General features: G+C 72.4%; 16 protein-coding genes. 8 read left to right on the top strand and 8 right to left on the bottom strand.

Going from position 1 to position 17880, the window contains the following annotated elements; translation table 11 throughout:
- Positions 1-217: 217 nt before the first annotated feature.
- Positions 218-808 carry a hypothetical protein gene (locus tag SNA_RS23520; protein WP_044366526.1) on the bottom strand — a complete coding sequence of 197 codons (591 nt, stop codon included), beginning with the start codon at positions 806-808 and terminating at the stop codon, positions 218-220.
- A gap of 628 nt (positions 809-1436) precedes the next feature.
- On the opposite strand from SNA_RS23520, the gene SNA_RS23515 reads away from it, so the two are divergent.
- Positions 1437-2984 (top strand): glutamate-cysteine ligase family protein, encoded by a 1548-nt coding sequence (locus tag SNA_RS23515; protein WP_044366524.1) that lies wholly within the window; start codon positions 1437-1439, stop codon positions 2982-2984.
- Between the two features lie 235 nt (positions 2985-3219).
- The gene (locus tag SNA_RS23510) at positions 3220-4098 is read left to right on the top strand and encodes a CPBP family intramembrane glutamic endopeptidase (RefSeq protein WP_420823501.1); all 879 of its coding nucleotides are present in this window, start codon (positions 3220-3222) and stop codon (positions 4096-4098) included.
- A gap of 92 nt (positions 4099-4190) precedes the next feature.
- On the opposite strand, the gene SNA_RS23505 is transcribed toward SNA_RS23510, so the two are convergent.
- Positions 4191-5009, bottom strand: coding sequence for a PhzF family phenazine biosynthesis protein (locus SNA_RS23505; RefSeq protein ID WP_044366522.1), 819 nt, complete (start codon positions 5007-5009; stop codon positions 4191-4193).
- A gap of 258 nt (positions 5010-5267) precedes the next feature.
- Here SNA_RS23505 and SNA_RS23500 point away from each other — a divergent pair, with 258 nt between their 5' ends.
- The gene (locus SNA_RS23500) at positions 5268-5912 is read left to right on the top strand and encodes a PadR family transcriptional regulator (RefSeq protein WP_030067392.1); all 645 of its coding nucleotides are present in this window, start codon (positions 5268-5270) and stop codon (positions 5910-5912) included.
- Between the two features lie 114 nt (positions 5913-6026).
- Here SNA_RS23500 and SNA_RS23495 read toward each other — a convergent pair whose 3' ends face one another.
- On the bottom strand, positions 6027-6455 hold the full coding sequence (locus tag SNA_RS23495) for a type II toxin-antitoxin system Rv0910 family toxin (RefSeq protein ID WP_030067391.1): 429 nt from the start codon (positions 6453-6455) through the stop codon (positions 6027-6029).
- 363 nt (positions 6456-6818) lie between these two features.
- Here SNA_RS23495 and SNA_RS44785 point away from each other — a divergent pair, with 363 nt between their 5' ends.
- From SNA_RS44785 to SNA_RS23480, 3 genes are all read left to right on the top strand, one after another.
- Complete coding sequence (locus SNA_RS44785; RefSeq protein WP_030067390.1) at positions 6819-7349, top strand: Clp protease N-terminal domain-containing protein; 531 nt, start codon at positions 6819-6821, stop codon at positions 7347-7349.
- Positions 7350-7418: 69 nt separating this feature from the next.
- Positions 7419-8540: an EamA family transporter gene (locus SNA_RS23485; RefSeq protein WP_078970116.1), complete on the top strand. Its 1122-nt coding sequence runs from the start codon at positions 7419-7421 to the stop codon at positions 8538-8540.
- A 178-nt stretch (positions 8541-8718) separates the two neighbouring features.
- On the top strand, positions 8719-9696 hold the full coding sequence (locus SNA_RS23480) for a DMT family transporter (protein WP_030067388.1): 978 nt from the start codon (positions 8719-8721) through the stop codon (positions 9694-9696).
- A gap of 43 nt (positions 9697-9739) precedes the next feature.
- Here SNA_RS23480 and SNA_RS23475 read toward each other — a convergent pair whose 3' ends face one another.
- Together SNA_RS23475 and SNA_RS23470 are read right to left on the bottom strand one after the other, a co-directional pair.
- Positions 9740-10390, bottom strand: coding sequence for an FMN-binding negative transcriptional regulator (locus SNA_RS23475; protein WP_044366520.1), 651 nt, complete (start codon positions 10388-10390; stop codon positions 9740-9742).
- The gene (locus SNA_RS23470) at positions 10384-11184 is read right to left on the bottom strand and encodes a pyridoxamine 5'-phosphate oxidase family protein (RefSeq protein WP_420823500.1); all 801 of its coding nucleotides are present in this window, start codon (positions 11182-11184) and stop codon (positions 10384-10386) included. Before SNA_RS23470 ends, SNA_RS23475 begins: the two co-directional genes overlap by 7 nt.
- 169 nt (positions 11185-11353) lie before the next feature.
- Here SNA_RS23470 and SNA_RS23465 point away from each other — a divergent pair, with 169 nt between their 5' ends.
- Positions 11354-12685, top strand: a complete 1332-nt coding sequence (locus SNA_RS23465) for an aminotransferase class I/II-fold pyridoxal phosphate-dependent enzyme (RefSeq protein ID WP_044366709.1) — start codon at positions 11354-11356, stop codon at positions 12683-12685.
- A 111-nt stretch (positions 12686-12796) separates the two neighbouring features.
- On the opposite strand, the gene SNA_RS23460 is transcribed toward SNA_RS23465, so the two are convergent.
- Positions 12797-13837 (bottom strand): DMT family transporter, encoded by a 1041-nt coding sequence (locus tag SNA_RS23460; RefSeq protein WP_037791048.1) that lies wholly within the window; start codon positions 13835-13837, stop codon positions 12797-12799.
- A 74-nt stretch (positions 13838-13911) separates the two neighbouring features.
- Here SNA_RS23460 and SNA_RS23455 point away from each other — a divergent pair, with 74 nt between their 5' ends.
- The gene (locus SNA_RS23455; RefSeq protein ID WP_044366518.1) at positions 13912-14820 is read left to right on the top strand and encodes a LysR family transcriptional regulator; all 909 of its coding nucleotides are present in this window, start codon (positions 13912-13914) and stop codon (positions 14818-14820) included.
- 201 nt (positions 14821-15021) lie between these two features.
- Here SNA_RS23455 and SNA_RS23450 read toward each other — a convergent pair whose 3' ends face one another.
- Both SNA_RS23450 and SNA_RS23445 read right to left on the bottom strand, forming a co-directional pair.
- Positions 15022-16419: a carboxyl transferase domain-containing protein gene (locus tag SNA_RS23450; RefSeq protein ID WP_241779788.1), complete on the bottom strand. Its 1398-nt coding sequence runs from the start codon at positions 16417-16419 to the stop codon at positions 15022-15024.
- On the bottom strand, positions 16412-17866 hold the full coding sequence (locus tag SNA_RS23445; protein ID WP_044366516.1) for an acyl-CoA synthetase: 1455 nt from the start codon (positions 17864-17866) through the stop codon (positions 16412-16414). The genes SNA_RS23450 and SNA_RS23445 overlap by 8 nt, the downstream gene beginning before the upstream one ends.
- Positions 17867-17880 lie beyond the last annotated feature (14 nt).

Below are 17880 nucleotides of genomic sequence, written 5' to 3'. Positions count from 1 at the left end.
GCAGGGATTTCGCAGCAGTTGTGCGCACTGGATAAGGACGCATCACCCGTGCGGGCGGTTCAAATGCATTCGTACCCAAGGGGGTTGGGGTCCTCAAGGGGGCCGGAAGGTGTTTTCGCGACTCCGGAGGCCCTTGACGGACGCACTCGGACGCAGCCGGGCGCCCCGCGGCCACAAGGGAGCGCGGGGCGCCGGGGACGGGCTACGGCGTACGCCCTCAGGCGGCCGGGGAGTCCAGCAGCGGTCCGGGCGGGGTGAGGCGGAGGGTGAGCCGCGGCAGCAGATCGGCGACCCGGTGGGGGCGGTGCGGGGCGATGCCCGGCGGGGCGGGCGCCAGCGGCACCAGCAGATCGCCGGGGGCGGGCAGACCGTCGGTGCCGTCCGAGGCCGTGTCGTGGTGCAGCCACAGGGTGACCATGTACAGCTCCGGTACGGACAGCAGCCGTGGCTGGTACGGCACGGCCAGCGCTTCGGCCTGGTGGAGAGCCTGTTCCGTGGCGGCGACGTAGGGGCCGCCGCAGAAGTGCGAGAACGTCCAGCCGTCGGCGGTGAGCCGTGCCTCGGCTGCCGCCGCCGCACGCTCCCCGCTGCGCACCAGGAAGCGCCATCCGGCCAGCCGGGTGCGTGGCGGGCCGCTCGCGCCGCGGACGTCCTTCCATACGTGGACCGGCAAGGGGTGATCGGGGGCGAGCGGGCCGTGCGCGGAGCGCAGGGCGGCGGGGGCCTCGCGGAGGGCGGTGGGCGAGCCGAGGGCGGTGAGAACGCTGCGCAGGGCGGGCGCAGGGGCAGGGGGGAGGTGCAGCGGCATGGTGGGTCGCCTCTCACTTCGGAGACACGGTGAAGCCGGGCAGGTGCGGACGGCGCTGTCAGCTTGCGGGGCCAGAGCATGGCCGACCGGAGCGGCGGCCCGGTGGGGCGGCACCGCAGTGCTCCGGCGCCGGCGGGTACGCCACGGCACCGGGCGTCAACTCTCTGCCTCGTGTGCGGAGTTTATACGACGTATGTTCTGAAAATGTTTCGGCTACTTTGCTTGCCGATTTCCTGCAAGGAGGAATCCAGACCCTTTTGCGAGGCCCTTCGCGGGGTGATTTTCGCCGCTTTGTACGGGCCTTTGGAGGCGCCACCTCGTATTTCCCACCGGAAGCGGTAGGCCGGATCTCATCGGTGATTTTCACAAGAGAAATGCGGATGGCGATCGCCGTCGAGATATGCCCGGGGAATGTGCCGCGTCGCACCCCGCGCCCGTTCTGTCCGCAGGCCGGCTTCCATCCGGCCAATCCGTCGCTTCGAGCCTATCGGGAGCGTCACACCGCCGATGCGTTATCGATCAGATTGCCGGGGCATCATCGACCGTAGCGCGTGCCCCGGTGGTGGCGGGGACGGCCCAACCGGCCCGTGGCCGCGGGCCGTTCGCTCGATCGAGAAGGGACCCTTCGATGGGGGAGAAGGTCGCCGCGGACGGGATCGACCTGGCCGACCGGGAGCGTTATCGAAGAAAGCTGCACGAGTGTCTCGCCGGATTGCGCACCCTCCTGGCGGAGAAGCGGTTCGACCGGCCCAAGAATCTCATCGGCCTGGAGATCGAGCTGAATCTCGCGGGCGCGGACGGGCTGCCGAGAATGCTGAACTCCCAGGTACTGGAGCGCATCGCCAGCCGCGATTTCCAGACCGAACTCGCCCGGTGCAATCTTGAGGTCAACATCGCCCCGCACCGATTGGCCGGCCGCGTCCTGGACCAGCTTGCCGAGGAACTCCGTACGGGCCTTGCCTACGCCGACCGAAAAGCCCGCGAGGTCGCCGCCCGGATAGTGATGATCGGCATCCTGCCCACCCTGGCCGCCACCGACCTCACGGCCGCCAATCTCTCCGCCATCGACCGCTATGTGCTGCTCAACGACCAGATGCGGGCGGCCCGCGGTGAGGACTTCGCGATCGACATACAGGGCGTGGAGCATCTGGTCTCCCGTTCGGCCTCGATAGCGCCGGAGGCCGCCTGTACGTCCGTCCAGCTGCACCTCCAGGTCACCCCGGGCCGCTTCGCCGCCGTCTGGAACGCCGCGCAGGCCATCGCCGCCGTACAGATCGCCGTCGGCGCCAACTCGCCCTTCCTCTTCGGCCGCGAGCTGTGGCGCGAATCGCGGCCGCCGGTATTCCAGCAGTCGACCGACACCCGGGCACCCGAACTCCAGGCCCAGGGAGTGCGCCCGCGCACCTGGTTCGGGGAGCGCTGGGTGGATTCCGCCTACGACCTCTTCGAGGAGAATCTGCGGTACTTCCCGCCGCTGCTGCCGATCTGCGGGCCCCAGGATCCGCTGCGCACCATCGCCGAGGGCGGCGCGCCCGACCTCGCCGAACTGGTGCTGCACAACGGCACGGTCTACCGCTGGAACCGCCCCGTCTACGCCGTCGCCGACGGCAAGGCCCACCTGAGGGTGGAGAACCGCGTCCTGCCCGCCGGCCCCACCGTCGCCGACGTCATCGCCAACACGGCCTTCTACTACGGCCTGGTGCGGGCGCTGGCCGAGGAGCCCCGCCCCATCTGGACCCGTCTGCCGTTCGCCGCAGCGGCCGCCAATTTCGACACCGCCTGCCGCTACGGCATCGACGCCGACCTCCAATGGCCCCGCCCCGGCCGCGGCGGCGGCATCGCCGAGATCCCCGCCGTACGGCTCGTCCGCCGGGAACTGCTGCCCCTGGCGGCGGCCGGCCTGGACGCCTGGGGCGTCGAACCGGCCGACCGGGACCTGTATCTGGGCATCATCGAGGACCGCTGCGCCCGCCGCGTCAACGGCGCGTCCTGGCAGGCCGCGGCCTTCCACCACGCCCTGCGCCAGGGGCTGGACCGCGACGCCGCGCTGACCGCGATGACCCGCCGCTACAGCGAGCTGATGCACGCCGGAGACCCCGTGCACACCTGGCCGGTCGCCTGGCCGGCCGGCGCGTCGGCCGTACCGGGGCCGCGGCACGCGGTGGAGAGCGCGTAACGCGCATCGCGAGCCGCCGCCCGGAGGGTGCCGAGGGCGGACCCCGGTGGCCCGCGGTACGGACGGATCGGGCAAGCTGTGACGTCCTGCTGCGGTGACGCTCACGTCTGATGCGGCAGCGCCCCCGTGCGGTGCTCGCAGCGCCCGCGGGCCCGGAGCCGGTCGACTGCGTGGACGAGTCCCCGGCCTGTCGCGCGCTCTTCGCCACTGGTGCCGAGACCCTGGCGGGACGGTGATGGCGAAGAGACGGCAGTGCGGAAGTGGAGGAAGCGTGGAGCCGGAGACACGTCCTGTGGCCGATGCGGACGTTCCAGGTCACGGGCCTGGTACGGGGAGCGGTGCGGGGACCGCGGAGGGGCCCGGCCGCAGCATCCTGAAGAGCGAAACGCTGCTCGTACTGGCGCTCTCGCTGGGAGCCAGCGCACTGTCGGCACTGATCAGTTTCATCGGCTCGGTGACCAAGTCCGGTGCCCTCAAACACCAGGCGGCCACGCTCAATGCCTCTCAGGCACCCGGGCGCCCCTGGCTGGATCTGGCGTGGCAGCTCTTCGGCATCGCGACCGCCCTGGTGCCCGTCGCCCTGGTGGCGCACTTCCTGCTGCGGGAACGGGCGGGCGGACTGCGCGCCATCGGGTTCGACCGGCGGCGGCCGGGCTTTGATCTGAGCCGTGGGGTCGGGTTGGCCGCGGTCATCGGCGGCAGCGGACTGCTGCTCTATCTGGGCGCGCGGGCGGCCGGAGTCAACCTCACGGTGGTCCCCGAGGCGCTGCCCGAGGTGTGGTGGAAGATCCCGGTGCTGATCGCCTCCGCGGTGCAGAACGCCGTCCTGGAAGAGGTCATCGTCGTCGGCTATCTGCTGCGCCGACTGGGCCAGTTGGGCTGGGCCCCGATGGCGGCGCTCGCCGCGAGCGCGGTGCTGCGCGGCTCGTACCACCTCTATCAGGGCATCGGCGGCTTCTTCGGCAACATGGTGATGGGCGTGATCTTCGTCCTGCTCTACCGGCGCTGGGGCCGGGTCGGGCCGCTGGTCGCGGCCCATGCCCTCATCGACATCGTGGCGTTCGTCGGCTATGCGCTGCTCGCGGGCCGGGTGGGGTGGCTTCCGACGGCTTGATGCGGGGCGCGGGACGCCATGTGGGCGGGTGCCGTGTGAGGGCTGCCGGCTGAGCGGCCCGCGCCGTCCGCAGGTTCGGCCGTCCGCAGGTTTCAGCCGGCGAGCAGTTCGCCGTCGATGACGGTGACCGCGCTCCCGGTCAGCAGCGTCCGGTCGTCGCGCAGCTCGGTCCGTACGCATCCGGTACGGGGCCCGCCCTGCAACCCGACCAGGGCCTCGCGGCCCAGGCGCGCCGACCAGAACGGGGCGAGTGCGGTGTGGGCGCTCCCCGTCACCGGGTCCTCGTCGATACCCAGCCCCGGGAAGAAGCAGCGCGAGCGGAAGTCGTAGCCGCCGTCGGGGTCTTCGGCGCGTGCGGTGGCGATCACGCCCCGGCCGCCGTGCCCCGCCAGCGCCTTGAGGTCCGGCGCCAGCGCCCCCACGGCCTTCTCGTCGGCCAGCTCGACCAGCAGATCGCCGACGTGCGGGCCGGTGTCGTACGCCGACCGGATCTCGGTGCCCAGTGCCGATGCGACGACCGGCGGCACCGCCACCTCGGTCAGCGGCGCGGTGGGGAAGTCCATGGTGATCGCCCCCTCGTCCCCGGTGGTCGTGATCAGCACCCCGCTGCGGGTACGGAAGCGCACCGTGCCGCTCGCGGCCCCGGTGGTGTGCAGGACATGCGCGGTGGCCAAGGTGGCGTGCCCGCACATGTTCACCTCGGCGGCCGGCGTGAACCAGCGCAGCGCCCAGTCGGCGTCGCCACCGGCGGGCAGCCGATGCGCATACGCGGTCTCGGAGAGGTTGACCTCGGCAGCGACCCGCTGGAGCCAGGCGTCGTCGGGGAAGGCGTCGGAGTCGAGGAGCACGACTCCTGCGGGGTTGCCGGCGAACGGACGCGCACTGAAGGCGTCGACGATACGAATCCTCATGGCCGCGAGCGTAGGGGCGCCACAAAACCGCAGGCCAAGGCCAATCCCGGGAAATTGGCCCCGGATCGGGTGCGCGATGCGGCGAGAACTGGCGGGAGGGCTCGCGGCGGTCACCGGAAAAAGGGGGTTGTTCGGCAAGTCTTCTCGATATATCGTTGAGGCATCGCGATCGGTCAACGATGGATGGCGATACAGGCAGTGCCGTGGGTGCACCACGGCGAAGCGAGAACACGGCGATACGAGCAGAAAGGCACCACCATGCGTGGACAGGGACATCACCACGGCGGCCCTCACGAGCACGGACACGAGCAGCGCCATGAGCGCGGCAGCCCCGGGCGCCGGGGCGGTTGGGGAGAGTTCGCCGGCGGCTTCGAGCGGGGGCGCCCCGCGTTCGGCGGCTTCGGGCCGCCTTTCGGGGGCCCGCCCTTCGGCGGCCGGGGCCGCGGCGGCGGACCGCGCGGCCGGGCGCGGCGCGGCGATGTGCGCGCCTCGATACTGGCGCTCCTCAAGGACCGTCCGATGCACGGCTACGAAATGATCCAGGAGATCGCCGAGCGCAGTGGCGGGGCGTGGAAGCCCAGCCCCGGTTCGGTCTATCCCACCCTCCAGCTCCTGGAGGACGAGGGGCTGATCACCAACGCCAGCGAGGGCGGCAAGAAGCTCTTCTCCCTGACCGAGGCCGGCCGCGCCGAGGCCGAGAGTGGTTCGGACGTCCCCTGGGAGGACGCCGGACGCGGCGTCGACTGGGAGGCGATGAACGAGATACGCAAGGCGGGCGGCGGTCTGGTCGAGGCGTTCCGCCAGGTGTGGGCCACCGGCAGTCCCGAACAGCGGGAGAAGGCCATGGCGGTGGTCAACAAGGCCCGCAAGGAGCTGTATCTGATCCTTGCCGAGGAGGACTGACCCTCGCCGAGGAAGCTGGTCCTCGACAGGGAGGACCGAGCGGGGTCGTGGGGGAGCGGGGTCAGGGGGAACGGGGCAGAGGTACGGGGTGCGCCCGGCGTGGCGTGCCCCGCCTCAGCCCACCAGCCCCGCGAGCTTGCGCAGCGACTCGTTGAGCGCCGCGCTCGCCGAGTCCTTGAGCTTGCCGGCCATCAGGGAGACCGCGGCCCCGGTGAACGTTCCGTCGATCCGGACCGTCGTGGCCTTGCCGTCCGGCGTCAGCTGGTAGCGCATCCCCAGGCTGACGCCCATCGGGCCCTTGCCCTCGATGTCCAGGAGGCGGGCGGGCTCGACCTCCCGCACGGTCCAGCCGACCTCGGCGGGGAAGCCCATCAGCTTCATGTTCTCCGCGTAGCTCGCGCCCACTTCGAGTGCCGCGGGGCCGCCCTGAGGGAAGTCGGTGTGGGTGGCGTTCCACTGCCCGTACGAGTCGAAGTCGGTCAGCCGGTCCCAGATCTTCTCGGCCGGTGCCTCGATCCGGGCCTGAGCGGTGACATCGGCCATACGACCACCCCTTCGGTGCCTGTCCCTGGCTGGTGCCGCGGAACGTAGCCGCAGGGAGGCGAAGGTTCAAGAGTCGCGGGCCTCAATGCTGATACACCATCAGACTCGTGCAGAGGCGCCGCCGGGGAAACAGCCGGACGAGGGACGGACTGACGAAAAACAGACGGAAGGCAGGTGGGACGGGTGGTGTTCCGGTGGTGCGTGCGAGACGCGGGTTTCGGCCATCCGTCGACCTTCCTCCCGTCTCCGTCCCATCTCCTCCCTAAGGAGGAGAAACGGTGTGGTCGTCCCCAACCAGCGTGGGATGCGCAAATGCTTCCCAGCGGGGATGTTCCAGGCCGCAGGGACTGGTGGGGTGGGTCTGTGCAAAACCGTACTGCGTATAGTGGCGGCGACGGCCCCGCCAAGGTGGACCTCGACACCCAGCTCACCGTGGAACTGGCGTCCGTCGTCTCCGCCGCCCGCAGGAGGGCCACCCGCGACGGCGACCGCCAGGTGGACACCGCGCATCTGCTGCACGGCCTCCTGGAGTCGGACCCCGCGGTGCGCGACGCCTTCGACGGCGGCCCCCAGATCGCCCGGCTGCTCGGGTATCTCGTCCAGCGCAGCATCGGCTACGGACTCCAATGGCACGGCACCGTCGAGGACTCCGGCGCGGTCCCCCTGGTCACCGAGGGCGGCGTCCCCGGATGGTCACCGGCCGCGGCCGCCGCCCTGGACGGTGCCCTCGACCGCGCCCACGCCCGCTACGCCACCCGCGCCGGCTGCCTCGATCTGCTCGCCGCCCTGGTGGACGACCCCGAATCCCGGGCCGTCGAGGTGCTGCGCCGCGCCTCCGTCGACACCGGCCGGCTCGCCGCACGCCTGGACAGGTGCGGCCCCGGCCCGAGCTGACCACGTCCGGCCAGGGGTGACAGGGGTCTCGGCGGGGGCGCTGCTGACGGCGGCTGTCATCATGGCCGAATGCATACGTCTTCGGGGAGCCCCGCCGGCCCGGCTGCCGGTACGGGCCCAGCGGCATCAGGGTCCGCGGGGACCACACGGACGTCACCGGCCGTCCCGGCGAACGGTCCGCGCGGGCGCGGTGCGGGCATCGGCATCGCACTGCTGTCCGCGCTGGCGTTCGGCGGTTCCGGCGTCGCCGCCAAGCCCCTGATCGAGGCCGGTCTCGCACCGCTGCACGTCACCTGGCTGAGGGTCGCCGGTGCCGCGCTGGTCCTGCTGCCGCTGACCTGGCGCCACCGCGGTCTGCTGCGCCGTCGGCCCGCCCTGCTCATGGGCTACGGCCTACTGGCCGTGGGCGGAGTCCAGGCCTGCTACTTCGCGGCGATATCCCGGATCCCCGTCGGCGTTGCGCTGCTGATCGAATACCTCGCGCCCGCCCTCGTGCTGGGCTGGGTGCGCTTCGTCCAGAAACGGCCGGTGACCCGGGCGGCGGCCGTCGGCGTCGTGCTGGCCGTCGGCGGCCTCGCCTGTGTCGTCGAGGTGTGGTCCGGGCTCAGCTTCGATGCCGTCGGGCTGGCCCTGGCGCTGGGGGCGGCCTGCTGCCAGGTGGGCTACTTCGTGCTGTCCGACCACGGCAGCGACGGCGAGGACGCCGTGGACCCGCTCGGTGTGATCGCCTACGGCCTGCTGATCGGCGCCGTGATCCTCACCGTGATCGCCCGGCCCTGGACCCTGCGCTGGGAGGTGCTCGGCGGCAGCGCCGAGATGAACGGCACCCACGTCCCGGCTCTGCTGCTCCTCGGCTGGATCGTGCTGATCGCCACGGTGGCCGCCTATCTCACCGGAGTCGTCTCCATACGGCTGCTCTCGCCCCAGGTGGCGGGGGTGGTGGCCTGCCTGGAGGCGGTGATCGCGACCGTACTGGCCTGGGTGCTGCTCGGCGAGCATCTCTCCCTGCCGCAGATCATCGGCGGTGTGGTGGTCCTGGTGGGCGCCTTCATCGCACAGTCGGCGAAGCCGAAGGAACCGGCCACGGCGCGGAAGGATCCGGCGCCGGGCGGAGAGGGCAGGGCGGCGGTCGTGACATCGGGTGTGCCGTCGGCCGGGGAAGGCTTGTCGGTCAAGTCGAGCGCGACGTAGGGTATCGATCATGCGTTTGACTGTGCTGCCCCCTCCTGCCGCATAAGGCGGGCGGCGGCCTCCGAGTAATCCCCGGCCCGGGCGAGGTCCTGGGCCGACTGGCGCTGCCTGCACCACGGGACCATGCGACCATTCCGCGGCGCAGTGCGCCGTGCCGGATTCCCGGAGCACCTCTCTCATGCATTCCACGCCTTCCCCCGCCCTGCCCGTGGGCCGGGGACTCCTGTACGTCACGCTCACCGGCATCGCCTGGGGTACGGCCGGTGCGACCGCCGCCCTCCTCTACCGGGGCAGCGGCCTCGGCCCCCTGGCCATCAGTTTCTGGCGCACCGTCGGCGGCCTGGTGCTGCTGGTCGCCGTCCGCGCGGTACTGCGCCACCGGTCCGGTGCCACCCCCGCCCCGGCCTCGAATGAGCCGATGCGACGCCGCGCCGTACGCATCACCCTCACCGGCGTCGCCTTCGCCGTCTTCCAGACGTCCTACTTCGCTGCGGTCCAGGACACCGGCCTGGCCGTGGGCACCGTCGTCACCATGGGGGCGGCGCCCGTCCTGATCGCCGTCGGCGCCCGCCTGACCATGGGCGAACGGCTCGGAGCGGGCGGCGTCCTGGCCGTCGCCGGGGCGCTGACCGGGCTGTCGATTCTCGTCCTCGGCGGGGGCGGCGCCACGGTCCGGCCCGCCGGGGTCGGCTGTGCGCTGCTGTCCGCGGCCGGCTGTGCGGCGATGACGCTGATCACCCGCCGGCCGGCCCGGGACGGCAACGGCAGTCCGTATGCCGCGATCCTGGGCACCTTCGCGGTCGGGGCGCTGTGCATGCTGCCGTTCGCGCTGGTGGAGGGGCTCTGGCCGCAGGCGCACGGCCTGGGCCGCAGCCTGCTGTTGCTGGGGTATGTCGCGGCGGTGCCGACGGCGCTGGCCTATGTGCTGTACTTCGCGTCGCTGGCCGTGGTGCGCGCCGCGACCGCATCGGTGATCCTCTTGCTGGAGCCGGTGTCGGCCGCGGCCATCGCGGTGCTGTTCCTCGGGGAGCGGCTCACGGTGACCACGGCGGCCGGAACCGGTGTGCTGCTGACGGCCGTTGTGGCCCTGGCGGTGACGGAGGCGCGCCGTGCGCCGGCGCCCGCCGAACCGGATGTGGTGCCGGTGGCGGGCTGAGCGGGGGTGCCCGGCCGGCGCGTCGGCCGGGCACTTCGGTGTGCTACCGCGGCATGACGGACCGGGCGGCCCGGCGGCGCTCCTGGTGGCTGCGGGCCGCCGCATCGCCGGGGCCGTTCCGCTCCGCCAGCCGCTGGCCGATACGGCGCTGGACGGCCTCGCCCCGCTTGCCCGCGTACTTGAACTTGGCCCGTACGTCCTGCACTTCGAGCCGCAGCCCCCGCAATCCGGACAGCTGTCGGCCGTACGGAGCCTGTCCGGCCCGCACCGGGGCCGAGCCGCCCTCCGGCTGGAAATGGCCCATCTGGCGTTGCAGCAGCGCCGCCTTGGCCTCCGGGTCGTCCACCACATGGGCGGTGCAGGTCAGCTGCACCGCGGCATAGAAACTGGTGGGGACGCCGTGCTCGGGCGGTTGGTCCTCGTCCGCCTGCCAGGGGCCGGGGATGAAGGCGTAGTCGTCCACCACGCTCAGCAGGACCGTCGGATGCTCCTCCAGGGCGCGCCAGAGGGGGTTGGGGCGGGCGAGGTGCGTGATCACCTCACGGCGGACCGGATCGTAGGCGAAATGCGTCGGCTGCACCATCGGGGGCGCACCGGCCGGGCCGTTGACGGCCAGCTGCCCGAAGTCGTGCGCGGCGAGCCAGTCCTGCCACTCGGCGTCGTCGGTGGCGGCGTCCCAGGGATGAATCAGCATGGCAACTCCTCAGCCGTCTTCAGGTAGGCGGGCTGCGGTGTGCCGGGCACGAGGTCGTCGGACGGTATGGGGGCGCCGTAGACCGGGGCCACCGGGAGGACGCCGCTCCAGTACGGCAGGGCGAGGTCTTCCGGCTCGTCGTGGGGGCCGCCCGTGCGCATCTTGGCGGACACCTCGCGCAGATCGAGACGCAGCACGGCGGTGGCCGCCAGTTCCTTGGCGTTGCCCGGACGGGAGTCGGCCGCGCGGCCCGGCAGGACATGGTCGACCAACGCGTCCAGGGCGGCCGACTTCTCGTCCGGGTCGAGGACCTGGTGGGCGGTGCCGTGGACCACGACGCAGCGGTAGTTGATGGAGTGGTGGAACGCGGACTTCGCCAGGACCAGCCCGTCGACATGGGTGACGGTGACACAGACCGGCAGACCGGGCTCGGCCTGCTCGCCGCTTGCGCCGGCCATCCGCAGCGGGCGGGAGCCCGTCGAACCGTGCACATAGAGGCGGTCGCCGACGCGGCCGTAGAGCGTGGGCAGCACCACCGGTGCGCCGTCGCGCACAAAGCCGAGATGGCAGACGTATCCCGCGTCGAGGATGGCGTGCACCGTCTCGTGGTCGTAGGTCGCGCGCTCGCGGGCGCGGGTGGGGACGGTGCGGTCGGTCGGTGCGTATGACGACGTCGGCGCCGCGTCCGGAGCGGCTTCTGCGGGGGTGCCTGCTTCGCGTCCTGCGACGTCCGCTGCCCGGGCCTCTGGCCGCAGCGCTTCTCCTGCCGCCTCTCCTACCGCTTCTCCCGCCACTTCACCTGCCACCTTTGCTGCCGCGCCCTCTGCCGCTTCCTCGTCTGTTCGCTCTGCCGCTACTTGCGTCGCTTCCCGTGCCACGGTGCTCGCCTCGTCCTCTCCGCCGGTTCGTCCTCACCGGCTTGTGCCCTTGCCGAATCTTTTGAACTAGTGCATAATCGTGTTTGTGCTAGGAGAGTATCGGATCGAAGGGCGGCGCGCATCGGACATTGCCGCCAGTGTCGAGCAAGTCATCGGTGCGGGCGAGCTCCAACCAGGCGAACTGCTGCCTCCCCTAAGGGAGTTGGCGGTCTACCTTGAGGTCAATCCGAATACGGTCGCGTCCGCATACCGGACGCTGCGCGACCGCGGGGTGATCGAAACCGCGGGCCGGCGCGGCAGCCGGGTGCGTCCCAGACCTGCCAGCACCCCCCGCGAGGCGCTGCGGGTCGAAGCGCCGCCAGGCGTACGGGACGTCTCGGACGGCAACCCCGATCCCGCACTGCTGCCCTCGTTGGAGGGCGCGCTGGCGCACGCCGCGGCGCGCAGCACCCGGCGGCCCACGCTCTACGGCGCGCCCACCATCGACGACGATCTCGAGGCGCTGGCCCGCGCAGCCTTCCTCCGCGACGGTCTGCCCGAGGCGCCGATCGCTGTGACCAGCGGCTCGCTCGACGCCATAGAGCGCGTGCTCGCCGCGCATCTGCGGCCCGGCGACACGGTGGCGGTGGAGGACCCGGGGTGGGGCAGTCTGCTGGATCTGATCCCGGCGCTCGGGCTGCGGCCCGCGCCGGTCGCGGTGGACGACAACGGCCCGCTGCCCGAGCAGTTGGCGCAGACCCTCCGTGGCGGGGCCCGCGCCGTTGTCGTCACCGACCGGGCGCAGAACCCGACGGGAGCCGCGATCGGCCGCGCCCGCGCCGGGGAACTGCGTGCCCTGCTCGCCGAGCACCCCGGCGTCCTCCTCATCGAGGACGACCACGGCCACGGCATCGTCGACCTGCCGCTCCATCCGCTCTCCGCCGTCACCGACCACTGGGTCCTGGTCCGTTCCACCGCCAAGGCGTACGGCCCCGACCTGCGCCTGGCGGTGCTCACCGGCGATGCAGTGACGGTGGACCGGGTGCGCGGCAGACAGCGCCTGGGGCCGGGCTGGGTCAGTCATCTCCTCCAGGACGCGGTCGTCCATCTGTGGCGTACCTCCGCCATCGACCCGCGGCACATCGCCGCGGCATACGGTCGCCGGCGGGATGCTCTGATACGCGCGCTGGCCGAGCGAGGAGTGCGGGCCCGCGGGCTCAGCGGGATGAACGTCTGGGTTCCGGTCCCCGACGAGACCGGTGCCGTCGCCCGGCTCCTGCATGCCGGCTGGGCGGTGGCGCCCGGGGCGCGCTTTCGGATGCACTCCCCGCCGGGTGTGCGGATCACCGTGTCCCCGCTTGCCGATGACGACATCGACCCGGTGGCGGATGCGGTCGCGGCGGCCGTAGGAGTGGGGGAGGCGCGGAGATATGAGTGAGAGTCAGGTGCCCCCTCGGTGCCACGGCGAGAGCCCCCGAGTGGGGGCTCGGGGGCTCTCCAGAGGAGTGGCTTCGGGGGGCCGCGGCCGGGGCCGGCGCCGGGGGTGTTGCTAGGGCTTGCGGCGTGGCTTGCTCTGGGTGAGGGCGGCGCCGGCCAGGACGATCAGGGCGCCGACCGGGGTGTTCCAGCTGAGCTTTTCGTTCAGGAGGGTCACACCGGCGGCGGTGGCGATGACCGGGATGAAGTAGGTGCACATCTGGGCCGTGGTGGGGCCGATCTCGGCGACCAGGCGGTATTGGAGGACGAAGGCGAAGCCGGTGCCCAGTGCGCCGAGAGCGAAGGCGGAGAGCACCGATGCGAGGGGGAAGGAGGTCGGCCAGGAGGTGAACAGGGGCGTCACCACGGCCAGTTGGAGGGTGGCGAGCAGCAACTGGGTGCCGGTCATGGCGAGGGGGGAGTGCTCGACGTCGGCCAGCGTGCGGCGGACGTAGATCCAGCCGATGGCGTAGCAGAGCGATGCGCCCAGTGCCATCGCGGTGCCCGCCAGGTCCGTACCGGCGAAACCCTGCCAGGCGCCGAGGACCGTGAGCACGCCCAGGAATCCGATCCCCAGTCCGGCGACCCGGCGCCGGGTGGGGCGGTCCTCGGAGAGGGCGACGAGCGAGAGCACCATCCCCCACAGCGGGGAGGTGGCGTTGCAGATGCCGGCCAGCGTGGAGGGGATGGTCGTCTCGGCGTAGGCGTAGAGGGTGAAGGGGAGGACGTTGAGGATGAAGGCGGCGACCGTCAGATGGCCCCAGATCCGCCGGGAGCGCGGCAGTCGTTCCCGCTTGATCGCGAGGATCACCAGCAGAACGAGCGCGCCGAAGGCCAGCCGGCCGAGCGTGAACTGCAACGGGACGAAGCCCTCGGTGCCCACCTTGATGAAGAGAAAGCTGAACCCCCACACCGCGCAGAGCATGGCGAAGCGCACCGGCCAGCCGAGGGTGCGGCGACGGGCGGAACCGGCCGGGAGATCGCCGGAGGCGGCGGTGCTGCCGGTGTCATGGACGTCGGCTTCGGTGCGCTGGGTGCCGGGCGTCGTGGAAGAGCGGGGGGAAGGGGGAGTGGTGCGGGTGGCGTCGGTGGCGGGGCCGGGGGCGGTGCTCATGGGCTCTACGATGCTGAGCCCAACTTCGTAGCACAAGCGAGTTTTTGTGCGCTGTATCGCGTAGCATCGCTAATGTGTTGAACCTGGATCGCCTTCGAGTGCTGCGCGCCGTCGCCCGCCACGGCTCGGTGAGCGTGGCCGCCGACGGGCTGCATGTCACCACCTCGGCCGTCTCGCAGCAGATCGCCAAGCTGGAGCGGGAAACCGGACAGCAGCTGCTGGCGAAGAACGGACGCGGGGTACGGCTGACGGATGCCGGCCGGCTGCTGGCCGATCATGCGGGGCGCATCCTCTCGCAGGTCGAGCTGGCGCAGGCCGAGCTGGAGGAGCACCGCGGCCGCGCCGTGGGCGAACTGCGGCTCGCCGCATTTCCCACCGCCGCCCGCGGACTCTTCCCGACGGCGCTGGTCTCCCTGCGCACCGATCACCCGCAACTCCACGCTCGGCTACGGGAGTTGGAGCCGGGCGATTCGGTACGGGGAGTGGTGCGCGGTGATCTGGATCTGGCGGTCGTTCTGGACTGGCACAACCGGCCGCTTCCGCTCCCCGAGGGCCTGGCCAAGGCCCCGCTCCTCGACGATCTGGCGGATGTGGCGATGCCGGCGGACCACCCGCTGGCCCAGAGGGAAACGGTCGATCTGGAGGAGTTCGCCGACGACGAGTGGATCTCCTGGCCGCAGGCGGAGTTCTGCCACGACTGGCTGCTGTTCACCCTGCGCAGCAGCGGAGTGGAGCCCCGTATCACGCATATGGCCGAGGAGCACCACACCCAGCTCGCGCTGATCGCGGCCGGGCTGGGCGTCGCGGTCGCCCCGCGCCTCGGTCGCGGACCGGTCCCGGAGGGCGTGAGCGTGGTGCCCGTACGCCATACGATGTGCCGCCATGTCTACGCCATCTGGCGCGCGGACGCCGACCGCCGGCCCTCGATCCGCGCCGCCGTCGCCGCACTCCAGGAGGCGGGCAAGCGCGTGGCGGACGGCTGAGCGGGGGCGATACGGAAGCGGCTGCGGCGGGCGGCCTGGCCAAAGGAGTTCGGGGCGCCGGTGCGACACGGGCCGGTGGGATGCGAGTCGGCCCGGCGCGGACGGGAGCGGTTCGGGTGGGCGTGACTCCGGCCCGCCCGGCGCGGACCGGTGTGGCTGACGCGGCCCGGCTCCGGTCGGCCCGCCATACGCGGACAAGGCTCAGGCCGGTGTGGACCCGGCGGGCGGAACGATATCGCGGATGATGCCCAGGGCGAGCAAGTCCTGGGGCCGGATGCGGAGTTGGTCGGCGGTGTGGTGCACCTCCTGGGGGTCGCGTTTGAGGATGGCGGCGGCCAGCTCCGGGGCGATCACCGAGAAATAGCTGTCGGGCGTCGCCCAGAGGCGGCCGGGCGCGGCCAGGGCGAGGGCGCCTCCCGAGCCGCCCTCGCCGATGAGCAGCGACGTGACCGGTACGCGGGCCGAGGCGAGCGCGGCGAAGGCGTCGGCGATGGCCGCACCCGCGCCGGCCCGTTCGGCCGCGGCGTCATTGGCGGCGCCCGGGGTGTCGATCAGGGTGAGCACCGGGATGCCGAGCCGGTCCGCGAGCCGGACCAGCCGGGCGGCCGTACGGAATCCGGCCGGGCGGGTGGCCGTACCGCACTGCGCCGCGAAGGCGATGGTGTGGCCGTCGCGATGGCCCAGGCCGCAGCGTATGCCGCCGTCGGCGCCGCCGCAGCGGTCGCCGTGGATCTCCTCCCAGTCGTCGAAGTACGCACGCAGATAAGCCTCGGCGCGTGGGCGGCGGGCATCGCGGGCGCGGACCACCGCCCGCCAGCCGGTCTCCGGCAGATTGCCCGTGCCGAGCGCGGCCGGCGGCGGAGCGGCCTCCGGTACGGCCCCCGGCCCGCCCGCGCCGGCCAGCAGCCTGAGCCACCGCTGAAGCGTGCCGCGCAGCTGGTCGGGCGGGACGACGGCGTCGATCTGACCGGCCGCCAGCTGGCCCTCGGCGCAGTAGGCGGCCGGATCGGCGTCCGCCGGGCGCACCCGCGAACCGGCGAAACCGATCTGCGCGCCGGGCAGGGCGAGGAGGACATCGGCGGCCGCGCCGAGCGTCGCCCAGCCGCCGCCGGTGGTCGGATCGCGCAGTACGGCGAGATGCGCGAGCCCGGCGGCGTGGTGCAGCGCCGACTGCCCGGCCACCCGCTGGAGCTGCGTCAGCGCCCGCATCCCCTCCTGCATCCGGCTGCCGCCCGTGGCGATCAGCGACACCAGCGGCAGCCGGCGCTCGCGGGCCTCGGTGTAGGCGGCCACCAGGCGGTCGCCGGTCCGTTCGCCGAGGGAGCCGCCCAGGTAGCCGAACTCGAAGGAGATCAGGACGACTTCGGTGCCGCCCACGGTCGCCAGGGCGGTGACCACCGACTCCTCCTCGCCGGTACGCTCGCGGGCCCGGGCCCGGGAGGCGTCGTAGCCGCGCCAGCCGAGCGGACCGTCCGGTCTGCCGGATCCCGTGGCCTCGGTCGTCGGCAGCTCGACACAGGAGTCCGACACCGCCGCCATGACCTGACGAGCCGTCAGCCGCATACTCGGCACCGGGGCCGGGAAACCGGGCTCATGCATGGAGGTCTCGTTTCAGGATCTTGCCCATGTCGTTGCGCGGCAGGGCCGTGAGGAAGTGCACCACGCGGGGCCGTTTGTGGGGCGCCAGCTGACGGGCGACATGCTCGGCCAGCTCCTCGGCGGTGGGGGCGGGCCCGGCGTCCGGACCGGTTGCGGGCACGATCCAGGCGACGATCCGCTCGCCGAGGTCGTCGTCCGGCTCGCCGGTGACGGCCGCCTCGGCGACCCCCGGGTGCGCCAGGAGGGCGTTCTCGATCTCGCCCGCGCCGATCTTGTAGCCGCCGCTCTTGATCAGGTCGGTGGCCTTGCGGCCGACGATGCGGTAGTTCCCCGCCGGATCCCGGACCGCCACATCGCCCGTACGGAACCAGCCGCCGTCGAACGCCGCGGACGTGGCATCGGGGCGGTTGAGGTACTCGGTGAACAGGTTCGGACCGCGGACCTGGATCTCGCCCACCGTTTCGCCGTCGCTCGCCTCGATGGCCTGTCCGGTGTCGTCGACCAGCCGGACGTACACGCCCGGCAGCGGCACCCCGACCGTCCCGGTGGCCTCCGGGCCGTCCGCCCGCACGCTGGTGTTCATCAGCGTCTCCGTCATGCCGTACCGCTCGATCACCCGCCGTCCGGTGGCCGCCGCGAGCCGTTGATGATCGGTCAGCGGCAGCGCGGCCGAACCGGAGACGAGCAGCCGCGCCCCGGCGAGCGCCTTGGCGAGCACCGGGTCGCGCCCGGCCTCGGCGGCCAGCCGGTGGTACATCGTCGGCACCCCGAACAGCATCGTGCCGTCCGCCGACAGCTCCCGGGCGACGCCTTCCGTACTGAAGCGCCCCAGGTGGTGGACGCTTCCGCCGCGGCGCAGCGGTCCCAGGATGCCGAGGATCAGGCCATGGACGTGGAACAGCGGCAGGGCATGTACCAGGACGTCGGCGGCTGTCCACTGCCAGGCGTCCTCCAGCGCGTCCAGGGTGTGGGCGATGGCGCGCCGGGAGAGGACCACACCCTTGGGCGGGCCGGTCGTACCGGAGGTGTAGACGACCATCGCCGGGGTCTCGTCGACCGGTTCGTAGGGCAGCGCGGCCGGTTCGGAGTCGGTGGCGACCGCCTCGATGTCCGTCCGGGGGAGCGCGGCGAGCGCGGCGGGAAGCTCCTCGCCGGGCGCGGCCAGGACGAGCGAGGGCGCGCTGTCCGCCACGATGTGCGCCAGCTCGCTCTCGCCGATTCTGGGATTCACCGGCACCGCGGCCACCCCGGCGAGCAGCGCGGCGACGGCACCGACCGCGGTCTCCAGCGTCGGCGTCGCCCACAGCGCCACCCGGCTCTCGCCGGCGATCCGCCCGGCGAGCGGCGCGGCCACGGCGGCCAGCTCGCGATAGCTGAGCGCGCGGTCGCCGAAGCGCAGCGCGGTGGCGGGCGATGCGTCGTGCAGCGCGGGGAAGAGCACGTTCACCGGGTCTCCTTCGT

It is taken from the genome of Streptomyces natalensis ATCC 27448 (assembly GCF_000935125.1).
In the GTDB taxonomy this organism is placed as follows: Bacteria; Actinomycetota; Actinomycetes; order Streptomycetales; family Streptomycetaceae; genus Streptomyces; species Streptomyces natalensis.
Note: the sequence above shows the minus strand (reverse complement) of the source record. Positions and strands in the feature narration are given on the sequence as shown.

Coding starts and splice junctions, on each gene's coding strand:
- SNA_RS23495 (WP_030067391.1), bottom strand. CDS start 6,455: ATGGCCGATGTCACCGCTCAGGCCCGGATCGAGGCACCGGCCGAGAAG.
- SNA_RS23505 (WP_044366522.1), bottom strand. CDS start 5,009: ATGAGGATTCGTATCGTCGACGCCTTCAGTGCGCGTCCGTTCGCCGGC.
- SNA_RS23515 (WP_044366524.1), top strand. CDS start 1,437: ATGGGGGAGAAGGTCGCCGCGGACGGGATCGACCTGGCCGACCGGGAG.
- SNA_RS23475 (WP_044366520.1), bottom strand. CDS start 10,390: ATGCTGATTCATCCCTGGGACGCCGCCACCGACGACGCCGAGTGGCAG.
- SNA_RS23460 (WP_037791048.1), bottom strand. CDS start 13,837: ATGAGCACCGCCCCCGGCCCCGCCACCGACGCCACCCGCACCACTCCC.
- SNA_RS23510 (WP_420823501.1), top strand. CDS start 3,220: ATGGCGAAGAGACGGCAGTGCGGAAGTGGAGGAAGCGTGGAGCCGGAG.
- SNA_RS23500 (WP_030067392.1), top strand. CDS start 5,268: ATGCGTGGACAGGGACATCACCACGGCGGCCCTCACGAGCACGGACAC.
- SNA_RS23485 (WP_078970116.1), top strand. CDS start 7,419: ATGCATACGTCTTCGGGGAGCCCCGCCGGCCCGGCTGCCGGTACGGGC.
- SNA_RS23480 (WP_030067388.1), top strand. CDS start 8,719: ATGCATTCCACGCCTTCCCCCGCCCTGCCCGTGGGCCGGGGACTCCTG.
- SNA_RS23520 (WP_044366526.1), bottom strand. CDS start 808: ATGCCGCTGCACCTCCCCCCTGCCCCTGCGCCCGCCCTGCGCAGCGTT.
- SNA_RS23450 (WP_241779788.1), bottom strand. CDS start 16,419: ATGCATGAGCCCGGTTTCCCGGCCCCGGTGCCGAGTATGCGGCTGACG.